The 13,400-nt window shown below is 40.4% G+C and carries 7 protein-coding genes; 5 read left to right on the top strand and 2 right to left on the bottom strand.

Annotated elements, in window-relative coordinates; all coding sequences use genetic code 11:
• Positions 1-534: sulfatase-like hydrolase/transferase (locus ABZB17_RS13245; protein WP_372650820.1), on the bottom strand; the 534-nt coding region annotated here is incomplete at its 3' end.
• A gap of 103 nt (positions 535-637) precedes the next feature.
• Here ABZB17_RS13245 and ABZB17_RS13240 point away from each other — a divergent pair.
• Positions 638-2,233 carry a Na/Pi cotransporter family protein gene (locus ABZB17_RS13240; RefSeq protein WP_372650819.1) on the top strand — a complete coding sequence of 532 codons (1,596 nt, stop codon included), beginning with the start codon at positions 638-640 and terminating at the stop codon, positions 2,231-2,233.
• 52 nt (positions 2,234-2,285) lie between these two features.
• Here the strand turns inward: ABZB17_RS13240 and ABZB17_RS13235 are convergent, their stop codons facing one another.
• Entirely contained in the window at positions 2,286-6,305 is a 4,020-nt protein-coding gene (locus ABZB17_RS13235) for a PKD domain-containing protein (protein WP_372650818.1), read from the bottom strand.
• Positions 6,306-7,342: 1,037 nt separating this feature from the next.
• Between ABZB17_RS13235 and ABZB17_RS13230 the strand changes: the two genes are divergently transcribed.
• The 4 genes from ABZB17_RS13230 to ABZB17_RS13215 all read left to right on the top strand — a co-directional run.
• Complete coding sequence (locus ABZB17_RS13230) at positions 7,343-7,795, top strand: hypothetical protein (protein ID WP_372650817.1); 453 nt, start codon at positions 7,343-7,345, stop codon at positions 7,793-7,795.
• Complete coding sequence (locus ABZB17_RS13225; RefSeq protein ID WP_372650816.1) at positions 7,785-8,519, top strand: hypothetical protein; 735 nt, start codon at positions 7,785-7,787, stop codon at positions 8,517-8,519. Before ABZB17_RS13230 ends, ABZB17_RS13225 begins: the two co-directional genes overlap by 11 nt.
• A gap of 969 nt (positions 8,520-9,488) precedes the next feature.
• Complete coding sequence (locus tag ABZB17_RS13220) at positions 9,489-10,127, top strand: response regulator transcription factor (protein WP_372650815.1); 639 nt, start codon at positions 9,489-9,491, stop codon at positions 10,125-10,127.
• Positions 10,128-10,795: 668 nt separating this feature from the next.
• The coding region (locus tag ABZB17_RS13215; protein ID WP_372650814.1) for a SprB repeat-containing protein at positions 10,796-13,400 on the top strand (2,605 nt) is incomplete at its 3' end.

The raw sequence follows: 13,400 nt of genomic DNA, 5'->3' as shown, positions 1-13,400 counted from the left end.
GTTTTCCCAAAATTGAAGTGGCCACTGTCCCCAGTATTCCGGGCTTTCAGGATGATGACTCCACATGTCGTTTGAATACATCAGTCCACAGGTTTCATCAAAACCTCGACTTTGCGGACGCGTTTCCGGCTGATCGCCACAATGCCATTTCCCAAATAGTGCGGTTTTATATCCTGCATTTTTAAATACTTCGCCAATCGTTGGGAAAGTAGTTTCCAGCCCGCGACCATTAGGGCCATGTGCCCCAAAAACCTTTGTTCGCCCAGGGTAGCAGCCCGAAATAAGTGCTGAGCGCGAAGCCGAACAAACGGCCTGAGGCACATAAAAATTCCTGAACATTATTCCTTCTTCTGCCAGCTTTGTTACGTTGGGTGTTTCAATTCGCGTTTGCCCGAACGGAGAAAAATCTGAATAACCCGAATCGTCGAGAAAAATAATTACAACATTGGGTTGTTTGGTTTCTGTTGAATTGTTGGAACACGAGTTTAGAAACAGAGCCAGTACTAACAGGCAAAGAAGTTGGTGTAAGTTCATTTTTGTAAAATTTAGTATCGGCTAAATTAGCATTAATATGATTGTAGCAAAATGACTGTTCGAAGAGTTCGCTAAGTTTTTTAAATTAGTGGAAACTTTTAGCATGAATTTTACGACACAGATCATACTTTTACTGGGCGGGCTGGCATTATTCCTGCATGGAATGAACGTAATGACCGACGGTTTAAAAGCTGCTGCCGGAAGCAAAATGAAGTCGTTCTTACAAGGAATGACACGCAACCGCTGGACTTCGCTGGTGGCAGGAACCGGAATTACTGCAGTTATACAATCATCGTCGGTAACCACCGTTTTGGCTGTTGGATTTGTTTCTGCAGGTTTAATCTCATTCCAAAGCACACTTGGTATTATTCTGGGAGCCAATGTGGGTACCACTATTACGGCGCAGATCATTGCTTTTAAAATAACAAAAGCCTCGTGGATAATGATTGCTGTGGGATTTTTGGCCGGATTTTTATTTAAAAATAAAATTGTTAAAAATGTAGGTACAATTATTCTTGGCCTTGGTTTGGTTTTTCTTGGAATGAGCGTGATGAGCGAAGCAACAGCACCGTTAAAAAGCTACGAACCTTTTTTAGACTTAATGGAAGGCCTTGATAATTACGTTTACGGCATACTAATCGGGGCGTTATTTACGGCACTGGTACAAAGTTCATCGGCAACTACCGGAATTGTAATTATTATGGCTTCGCAGGGATTAATAGCTATAGAACCGGCCATTGCCATAATTATGGGAGCTAATATCGGTACATGTGTTACAGCAATTCTATCGGCATTGGGTAAACCAAAGGCTGCAGTGCGGGTGGCAGTCTCGCACGTTCTTTTTAAGGTTCTTGGAGTTGTACTTTGGTATGCTTTTATTCCGCAATTGGCCCATTTGGTTGACGCTATTTCCCCGGGCAGTGAATCGCGGCAAGTGGCAAATGCTCATACTATTTTTAATTTGGCCAATACCTTCTTGTTTATCTGGCTGGTAACACCAATCTCAAAGTTGGTGGTTTGGCTGGTTCCAGAGAAGAAGAAAGAGGTAAGACTATTTCCTGAGCTGCACGAATTTTATCTAGAGGATGTTAGTCTTGCATTGGATTTATCGCAAAGTTCCATCGCCAAACTTGGAGAGAAAGTACTTGAAATATTAAAAGCAGGTATTCCGATGGCCTTAACCGGAAAAGAGCAGCAACTGGTTGAGTTGCGATATGAAGATGCATTTATCGATAAGGGACATGCCGAAATTTTGACATTCTTACAGAAAATACAAAGCCAGTCGATTAGTAAAAAGCAAAGCCATATTCTTGAGCGGCAGATCGAAGCTGTAAATGTATTGGAATCGGCAGCCGATTTGGTTACAACTTCCCTTGTTGAAGCTGCTGAACACCGGATTGAAAAACGATTTGAGGTAAGCAGCGACACGGTGCAGCGAATAGCAGTGGTTCATAAAATAGCGCTTGACGCCTTTTATACGGCAGTACTATTTTATAGTGAAGATGATATTTCAACAGATGATTCGCTTGCCAAAGATCAGTTTAAAAAGGAACTTCAGGATGTTCGTTTATATCTGATCGAAAGGTTGTCAGTAAGCGATGAAAACCGTATTGAGATTTACCGTTTTGAATCGGAAGTACTGGAGGGAATTAGACGAATACATGCGTTGGCAAGGCGGTTAAAAAGAAAGGCAGGATAACTTCTGTCTCCATAGTATCCTGCCTTCTCAGAGTTGTACGTGTTGCTAGTACTTATCTTTTAATCACTTTCCTGTTAAATGTTTGCGCATCGGTTTTTACAACCACAAGGTAAATGCCGGGTGACTTTTCGCTCATATCAATTGTTGTTAGTGAGGCAACGATTGATTGTTCTTCAACTTTTTTCCCAACGGTATTATAAATGGCATAAGATGCCTGATCTGTTATGTCAGATAAGCTCAAATTCAGCTGGTCGGTGGTAGGATTCGGGTATACTTTCAAATCCATTTCATAGATTGATTCGGCTGTAGCTTTAGACATCGACGACTGTAACATCGGTGCATCAAACGAAACCAGATAATCTTCAACCTCACCACCAAAATTATCGTCGCAGGCTGCCGGAGCTTTGCCAACTTTCATCGATATACGTACTCGAGCTGCCCCCGAAACATAAGCGGGAATTGCAATCGTTTCAGCAACAGAGCCTTTTTTGTTGTTTAAGGCCAGCAATGTCTCATCGGCATCATCAAAATCTCCATCGTTGTTAAAGTCAATCCATATCCTCCAAAAATTACGGCTTGAAGAATTATTTGGTACCAAATTAACGGCGTACGAACCACCTGCATTCAGCGTAAATGGGTTGGTGTCGAGCGAATAACCATCGCCATAGCTGTTAATTGCCAGGGCATTGCCAATAGTAACGTTTTGAATGTAATCAGAGGTGCTACTGATTAAAGCAGGTTCGCAGTATACGGATGGAGTAGGGGGTGGAGTTCCATCGTTTTCATTAACGCCAATGTAATTTGTAAGTGTTATTTCCGAAGAAGTAAAACCTGTTTTGTATGCAATAAGCGTAACATTGTATGTTCCTCCGGTTGCATAACTAACCGTTGGATTAGGCTCTGTACTTGCTGATGGCGTACCACCCGGGAAATACCACTGATAACTGGTTGGTTCGTTCTCAGATAAATTTGAGAACTGAACAGATTGGCCGGCAACAATAGTTGTTGAGCTGGCATTAAATGCAGCAACAGGAGGCGCAGGTGCCGGTTCTGCAATTACAATGGTGTAATCTTCCACCTCACCAGGTCCTGTAAAATCGCAAGCCGTTGGGCTGCCGGTTCCCATTGCAATCCTCATACGTGTAGTCATATTCGTTTGCGGGATAGAAATTGTTCCGCTAACCGATGACTTGGATTTTGATGATGTAAAGACCTTTTCATCTTCCGAAAAATTCATGTCTGAATTAAAATCAATCCAAATGCCCCAATATTCAAAACTGCTTCTTCCGCCAAATCCCGGAACGAGTGTAAAATCGATATTCGTTCCGGCAATAAAATTGAAGTTCACCGCTGAGTTGTCAGCATATCCATCAGAACCTGAAGTAAAGCTATTTTCGCTCATGTGTACTTCGGCAATCCATTCATCTGTTGCAACCGGTGTTGGAATACAGTAAGCAGGATCGGGTTTAGCTTCAACCGTAATGTAATTTTCAACGGTTTTTGTATGATTACCGGCTGCGTTAGTAACGGTAAGTGAAACTTTATAACTATTAGGCGAGCTATAAGTTACTTTCGGATTTTTTTCGGTCGATGTTGATGGATTACCACCTTCGAACACCCATTTCCACGATGCCGGTGTATTTTTCGACTTATCAGCGAAAGATATTTCTCCACCTTCTATGATCGCTGTGTTATCTGCAGTAAAATCTGCGATTGGCGCTTCGAGCGTATCCTGAACGGTAATAAAAGCACTCTTTGATATGGTATTCGATCCTCCATCGTTAGTTGCCACAAGGGTAACATTGTATACACCAGGAGTAGCATAAACAACCGTTGGATTTTGATTGACAGATGAAGCTGGTGAGCCTCCTTCAAATGTCCAGTTCCATGAGGTTGGTGTATTGGCAGACTGGTCGGTAAACGTCACTGATTGTCCTTCAGCAATGATAGTGTTGTTTGCTGTAAATGCAGCCACAGGAGCTTCAACGGTATCAATTACCTGGATGTAATTTGTAATTGTTTTAGTATTAGTACCTCCTGAATTGGTTACTGTTAGCGTAACATCATATGTTCCGGGAGTACTGTAAACTACTTTAGGATTTTGATCTTCAGAGGCTGAAGGAGTACCGCCTTCAAAAGTCCAGCTCCAGGCTGTTGGTTGGTTAGTGGTTAAATCAGTAAAAGAGACTTGAGAACCTTCGTTTATAGTAGCAGGGGTAGCCGAAAAACTGGCAACAGGAGCAGAAACAGGTTCCTTAACAGTAATGTAAGCAGTTTCAGTTTTTGTATCCGTTCCATCGGCGTTGCTAACCGTAAGGCTAACACTGAATGTACCTGTTGTATTATAGCTTACAGTTGGGTTTTTCTCGGTAGATGTTGATGGTGTTGCTCCGTTGAAAGTCCAGCTCCACGATGTTGGAGTATTTGTTGAAAGGTCGGTAAAACTAACACTTTGTCCTTTATTTATTGTGGTGGTGGTAGATGTAAAGTTGGCTACAGGTGCGGGTGTGCCATTTATTGGCATGCAGTATCCGTATTCATCCAGTGGCCCTTTTGTTGGATCTGAGTCATCGCCATCAGCTAAATCAGGACATGGCGGACAATTGGCAGGTTTTTCTCCTAATCCCCACCAGTAGTAGCCATCGCCGTCGTTGTCGGTGCACACTACTTCGTATGTTTGAACTTCACTAATTATCGGAGTATTAATTGCATGAGTCCAGTGAATGTTTGTTAAAGGTGTTTCAACAAATACATAACCGGCATCACCAAAATAGGGACCCCAACTATTTTTAAATATCCACACAACTTTTCCGATCAATGGATCACCTGCTGCAACAATCGTCCAATATCTTGCAAGTGTTAAATCTCTGTAATATAAGGTATCACCTTCTTGTACAATTTTATAACCTACCAGAACCATTGCATGACTCCAATCAGCAAGTCCACCACTCAACGGCCCTCTTTCTATCAGCATTTTCTTTAAGTCATCCTCGGTACTTGTCCATTCATTAAAATCAGTTCTTCCGCTAATTTTTATTAATTGCGAAGGATTACTCCCTTTTGCACTACAGTCAAGATCTGCTTTTGCATATGGAAACGTGGCTTCATCAACAACTCCTGTGTTTTTGATGTAATCCAGGGCGTATTTTGGGTATCCGCCTGCACACGATCCTCCACCACTGCATGAAATGACATCCTGTTCAGATAAGTCCAGATTAATTTGTTGATTGAAAAACACATTAACCATTGCCTCGGTTGCTCCTGTGGATGCAAAAGCCCAGCATGATCCACATGAACTCTGATTGGTTATTGGTGATATCCAGTTCTTTCCATGACGATCACGCCAATCCCATTCATCGACGTATGGACTTGAAATAGTAGCTGATTTTTCGATGATACCCGAAGTACTGGTTGTTTCAGTTGAAATTACGCCACCCGCATAAAACTCGAATCCGCCAGGGAAGGTTCCTTGACCGTATAGCTTTTTGCGTTCTCCGTAACTTAATTGCGAAACACTGGTTTCACCTGCTACCCAATTTTGGCCTTTGGCCTTAAGGTTTTTGTTCAGCTGCTCAATTTTTTCTTTATTCTGAGCCAAACGTTTTTCCTTTTTTTGCTTATTGTAATCTGAAATTACATCTCCTTTTGACGAATAGGAGAGACTTTTTAATGAAATAAAGGCATTGTTCATCTCTATGCTTATTGCATAAGGAACAACACCATCCAATAAGGCTGTTTCTTCGGCATAATCGTTAAACGAAACATGATTTGTTCCGTTTAAGTTGGGATAACTCTCTAACAGCAGGTGCTCATTAAAATCCTGGTCGAGCAGTACCAAACGTACCCAGCCATCGGCCGAAGAAAAATCAATATCGGCACTGGCGGCCAGGCCATAGATCTTTTTACCCTCTTTTTTAAACGGCTTAATCTCAGTAGATTTTGAGAACGATTCATCAATTGTTATTAACTGATGATCTTTACTTTCTAATTTAAAATGCGGGTTTTGGGCAAACGTACTTTTTCCAATTAATGCTATAAATAGCATTAGCAACACTAACTCTGGTTTTCTCATTTTTGTTTTAATCTAGTGGTCCATACTTCTCCTATATCGATTAATATCGATCTCATAAAGCACCATAAAAATTCTAATGGATAGAATCCTTATCACAACTTAATTTCACGTATTAGACTTTTTTGATCCTTCCTTAAAAAATAAATTCTTGGAAACAAAAGCGTCTTTAATCAGTTCTCTTTAAAAAGGTTTGCGGTGTAAATCTAAATTGCTGATTATTAATATGCAATAGATTTTTTAATCACGTCGTTATTTAGAAAAATTCTTTGATGTTAATATCATCTCAAACTCCCAGTGTTTTCTATACGTTCAGCCTTTTGAAAGCAGAACAAAAAAAACATAAAAAAAGCAGAATGCACTCTTGTAAGTATCTGGCATCGTGAACATTCGGATATTTATGTAAAGTTTTTTTGCTTAAAACAGCCAGCAAGATGAACACTTTTCCTCAGTTTTTATCCTACGCTGTTGTAAGAAGAAAAGCACAAACTGTTATATTTTTTAACTCGCTTATCTTCAGTATTCTGCAGCTTTTCTGAAAACTTTTCGTTTTGACGGTTGTAATGAACTCGTTGGTACGAATAAATAAGAGGCTATCGGTCACCGAACTATTTAATCGTACAAAAGCAATATTTTGCATAAATCCGGGCTTTTAAAAAGTATTGATGAGTTTTACGTTAAAAAATAATGTGTGGTATTTAAAATCTTATGCGGTGGAGCTGATGAATAACCCGAATAAGTAGAGAGAAGACTCGGCATAAATCGAATAATAAGCGTTACGCAAAAGCCCCTGACCAAACTTAGCAGCTGTTTTTCCTCCTTAAGTAATCAGCTGTAAGGCTGCAGGCGAGGCGACTAGCTATTACTCTTAGCTCACTATCTCATTCACTCAATCAATCATATAACTGATTAATGCATTGGATTATAACATTGTTTTTCGTAACTTTTCCGAACCAAAAACGACACAATTGCATTTTGCAAATTTCACATATGCCCATTCAACGAGTTTTTACCTGCCATTGGCGATTAAAAACTGCAAAATGATACCTTATATTTTTAGGTATTTGCAGTTACCCGATCGTGTATATGATCAAAGAGTTGGTTATGTACAGTTAAACGACAATATATTTGGTCTGATATGGACCAATTTAATTGCAAACGATGTACAATTTGTAAAAATATGCCCTCCTATAATTGTAAGCAATAAACAATTGAAACAAATATACCCTCCGATAAGTGCAAACCTTAAGGAATTTATTCAAATAGTGCAACCGATAAGTGCAAATGATGACATATTTAATCAATTATTCCTCGTTTTGTACATACTGAAAGTATTAATAGAAAAGGGATATGACCTTGTTTTTCTAAAAAATACAACATGGTTTACCAAAAAATCCTTCGGAACTACAATTAATAATTTTATTCATTCTCCCGGAATGTTCCACAAATGGAATAACCCCCGGGACTTAAAAACTAAAGATTATGCCTTTTAGACAATTTCCTGCTTCAGTAAATGGTAGGATCAGTGTGCTGGAAAAAACCAGTGAAAAAGCAAACAGTACGTCCGGTGAACAATGGGCAATAAGTACTGAAACACAAACCACCTTAACGAACCTTTATCCTGCTTTCCGGCAGGAAATAGGGGAGCGGCAAGAGCAGTTTGCCAAACAAGCTGAGGCTACTGAAAATGAGAATGCACAACAACAGGTACTGCGCCGGATTGTTTCGCACTTTATCAGAGTGTTTAATATGGGTGTTGAACGAGGACAGTTTGGTGCTCCTGATCGGTTATATTATGGCCTGGATGCCAGCCAAAGCGACTTGCCCCGCCTTGTTACTGAACAGGAAATAGTAACATGGGCGCGCAACCTGATAGATGGAGAGCAGAAACGCACGCAACAGCGTGATCCCGATGCACCGGTTGCGGTAGTAGCCATGAGTAATCCGTCGGCGACCGAGGTAGAGACCGAGCTTAACAAGTACGTTGAGCTGAGTAATGCGCAGTCGGCCGAGAAGCAGGCTTTTGACGCCGAAAACAAAGATGTGCTGGATATGCTACCCGAAATCGACGAGCTGATACGTGATATTTACGACGAGGTAGAATTTTATTACCGCAAGGAAACACCAGCCAACCGCCGTAAACTGGCGCGCCAATGGGGAGTGGTTTATGTATCGAGGCCGGGCGAAAAATCCGAAGAAGAGGTGGTAGATGAATGATTCCACTGCTTCTGAAAACTGTAATGTTAACAAATGAGCGTGTGGTATTATTGACTCACCCTGATTGCGTCTGCGACACAATCGTCCCTTCTCTGCGCGCAGAGAGGGAATGAGGGAGAGTAAAAACCCAACTCGTTTTCAAAAGGCTGTTCCGGAGGGCAGCCTTTTGTTTTTGGTCTCAGTTTATGTTTTATGCAATTAGTTTAACCTTACACCTTTTATTTCCCTGCCTTTAGCTACCCTTTATACACATCTTTTTCTGATTTAAATTTCGTCCGGGAGTACCAATTAGCTTCGATCATTTTCTTTCGCCTGACGATTCAAATCATATCATCATGACCCGGAGCGACGTAATTCGTTGAATTACTTTGCCCCGGGGTTAATGGGAAGTATTAACAAAGGCGCAAAGAGAAAAGTCAATTGAAAATGAAACCTGGCATGCGCCTCAGTTAGAATTCCTTTTACAGAAATTATTAATAAAATAGTTGTGAATAAAGGGTAGTTTCGGGAATGAAGGGACAGGAAAGAGGTTAATGAAAGCATCGAATAATTACTTTCCGGTACTATTGAATTGCTCTGATTGTTCTATAGCTGGACGATATAATCGGCTAGTGCTTACTACTACTTTGCTTATGATTTTTGTAAAAACAATTTCAAAACCCTCGTTAGATTGGAATTGTATATAAGTAGAAATAAATTTCTCAATGTATGTGCAGTCATCTTGTAAGAATAATGATGCGATAATACTATACAAAAATAAAAAGATTAATAGGTATTTTAATGCGTAATTTTCCACAAATTTTATCCGGAAAATTACGGATTGACTTGTTACGTATAAATTGTTATATTGTATTCGCTATTAATATAGTTACAAACTCCTCCGCGCAATCAGGCAATGGTTGAATTATTTTTAAATGTAATTGGTTATTAACCAATTCTGGGTGTGTAATGATAAAAAATGGGGGGATTATGTGCTATATTGCCATATTGGAAAACTATTCGCTTTTTTGTTCCGGCATAAAGTCGGTACTTGAAGAATCAAAGGAGTGCACAATCGTGTTCGAGGCCAAGACCATCAACGATTTTATAAAAAAGATGAACGATGAAAAACCAGATGTGATCATCGTCGATATCATACATTGCCATGATGAAGGAATAAGTACCATTAAAAAGATCAGGCGGAAAACATCGCGCACACCAATTCTCTTAGTTTTAAGCTCCGATTACTCCAGCTTTTTCGAAGATTACATTAGCCTGGGAATAAACGGTTTTGTTTTTAACGATGCGGGTAGCAATGCACTTATAAATGCTGTTAAAGCCTTAAAAAATGGGGAAGATTATTTTCATCCGCGGGTATGGCAGCTGCTGAAAAAATATTTACAAAGTAAAAAGATTACTATTACGCACGAGGAGAAAAAAATACTGACCAGCAGAGAGTTAAATATATTAAAACTATTCTGCAAGGGGTATACCTATAAAGAGATTGGAGCAAAACTAAATATTAGCCCGCGTACCGTAGAAACACACAAAAAGAATATACAGACAAAAATCAGTGCCAGATCTACGGCGGAAATGGTGGAATTTGCGTATCAAAATAACCTGCATTAAGCCCTGTTTTTACCCCAAAATAATACTTGAAAATTTCCGTAAAATTCCCGATTGAATTCAATTATATCTTGTGGTAACTTGTATACGCAATTCCAAAAGAGTTGTAATGAATAATAAATAAGGGTAGAAATTGCATCTTACCCCAGATGTAATCTCGAAAAATCATGACAAGTACGTTTGGACGCATAGAAGTTTAGAACTTCTCCATTTGAAGATGAAGGTAATTGAGTAAAACAGAGACTAAAACAAACTTGGTTTACAAAATTATTTTCTAACTCTTCAAAATTACATGTATGAAACAAAATTACGTAGAACCTTCGAGAACAAATTTCTCGTTGTCGTATTTAAAAAAATGGCTGTTCCGATGTTGGTGCAGCGGTGTAATGATATTGCTGTTAGCCGTATTTATGGCTCCAAACAGCTATGGTCAAATCTCTGAAGGAGCTGGCGTTATAGGCGGTTTTGGTGTTGACGGAGATGTCTCTGCCAACTGGCAGCATCGCGGTCCAGATCAGAGCTATGGTATTTATGATGACTGGTTTTTATTTCCTGATACTGTCCCAGGTGGTGGTACTGGTGTTTTATGGGATGAAGGCGATGCTACTGATTCTTGGAGTTTAGCTATTATTCTTGGTTTGGTTGAATCCCGTGAAGCTTTCGAACTTCGTATGAAAGGTGAAAAAGGTGACACGGTCTACACCAATGGTATACCCTATAAATGGTTAGACGGTGTTTACGGAAGAGATCATATTACCGCCGGAGGAACAAAGGATGGTACTGTATTTACCGGTACCAAGGATAAAAACGGTGATAACCCGGAAACCTGGAATGTTGGTATTGGAGATACGCCACAGAAAAATGACATAGTGGATGCCATGGGATATTTAAGACAGGATGTGAATGTTGATGCTGACGGACATAAACATTTATGGGCTTTTGGTGCAGCTTCCACAAGATCTGCTGATGGTACTTCTCACATCGATTTTGAATTTTTCAGAGAGGATGTTGAGTATATAAATGGTATGTATACAACAACCGGAAGCGATGCGGGACATACCGGCTGGCGTTTCGATGAATTTGGAGAACCGATTGCAGGAGGTCGGGGTGATATCATTGTTTCTGTCGATCTGGAAAGTGGTGGAGAGCATCCTGCATACAGTATTCGTGTTTGGATGATGGAAAATATTGTATTAAACGGTATCGGAGGCACTCCATTCAACAATCTGCCTAATATTCCATTCGAATTAACAGGTGTATATAATAAAGGATTAGATGCAGGCGTTTGGTGTTATGCCGAAATTCGCCCAAGATCCGATTTTGATGGGGATTATGATTATATGTATGCTTCTGTTGATTCACTTGATGTTCCTGCTGCCCCGTGGGGTACTCTGGAAGGACCCCAGGCTGATACTGCCGGTGAATTTATTCCATACCAGTTTACTGAGATTGGTATTAATATGACTGCTTTCGGTTTAGATGCTCTGGAAGCAAATAGTGATCCATGTAAGCAAGTACTGGGTACTTTATTTGTAAAAACCCGTTCATCGGGTGAGTTTACTGCTGAGTTAAAAGATTTTGCAGGACCTTACCGTTTTGGCTTCTCTACCCAGGTTGAGCTTATTGCAGAAGATATAAGAACTTGTGTTAGCCCGGATGCCACAAACGTTGTGGATTTAACACAAACCGTGGTAAGTTTTATTACTGATGAAAGTAAAGCAGACGACTATAAATTTTATGAATCGGAAAGCGATGCATTATCCGGAACTAATCCATTACCACCTGATACATTAACTCACTATGAGTTTACCGGTGATAGTGTTGTAGTTTGGGTAAGTGCTGAGAGTCTGGATGCAGAAGGATGTTTTGGTGCAGATTCATTCGTTGTAAGGTTGTATGATAATCCTGTATGTAATGTAACAACTACTGATGAAACGTATAGTGGTGCTGCAAATGGAACCGCAAAAGTTACCGTTACAGGAGAAAATGGACCATTTACTTATAATTGGGTCGCCAGTCAGGGAGGAACTATTGGCGGAGGACAAGGCACGGACAGTATCTATGGACTAAGCGATGGAAGATATGATGTATATATTACAGATGCAGCAGGTTGTGAAACGGATTGTTACGGAATAGTTGATTTTATAGCTTCACCACCTACCTGTTCAGTCGAAACTGTGGGTAATGAATGTTTCGGTGATTCGAGCGGTTATGCGGTTGCGATTGTTACACCTGCGGAAGGAGGACCATTCTTACCATATACCTATTATTGGTATGAAGGGACTGGTCTTACAGCAACATTTATCGATTCAACCGTAACAAACGAATTAACTGATACATTATTTAATTTGAAAGCCGGAGTTTATACGGTTCAAATTAAAAATGGTATTGATCCGAATACAACGGAGTGTGGTGGAGAAGTTACTGAGCCTGATTTCAATCCGGTAGCAGTTGTTTGTTCTGACATTACACTGGAATCTTGTTTAGACGAAAGTACGATTTCAACTCATTTAAGCAATTGGTTGGATACTGCCTTTACAGTAGATCCAGGTACAGAACCAATGGATACAATTTATAAAGTTGACGATGTTGTTTATGACTTGGCTTCTATAAAGGCTATGCCACTCGATGAATGCGGTGATACGCTGACTGTAAGGATGATTGTGACCGATTATTGTGGATTGGCTGATAGTTGTGATGCCAAAATTACAATTCCGGCAGATATGACAGCACCTGTACTTGACGATCCTACACCATGGGATGCTACAGAATGTAATGTAGCATGGCCAACAACTGTATCAGTAGGCTGGACAGATGTTTGTGGTGCAATGGATGGACAAACCAGCGGTACTGTTGACGGTGTAATGGTTGATGAAGGCTGGGTAGATGATTGTACCCAATACCGTGATTACACCTTTGATTTGACTGATGACTGCGGAAATGCAGCAGATCAGAAGACCTTGCGTATCACCCGTCACTATGATATGACAGCACCGGTACTTGACGATCCTACACCATGGGATGCTACAGAATGTAATGTAGCATGGCCAACAACTGTATCAGTAGGCTGGACAGATGTTTGTGGTGCAATGGATGGACAAACCAGCGGAACTGTTGACGGAGTAATGGTTGATGAAGGCTGGGTAGATGCTTGTACCCAATACCGTGATTACACCTTCGATCTGACTGATGACTGCGGAAATGCAGCAGATCAGAAGACCTTGCGTATCACCCGTCACTATGATATGACAGCACCGGTACTTGACGATCCAACAC

This window comes from Draconibacterium sp. (assembly GCF_041583095.1).
Classification (GTDB): Bacteria; Bacteroidota; Bacteroidia; order Bacteroidales; family Prolixibacteraceae; genus Draconibacterium.
The sequence above is the reverse complement of the archived record's forward strand: the minus strand, read 5'-3'. Positions and strand labels throughout refer to the sequence as shown.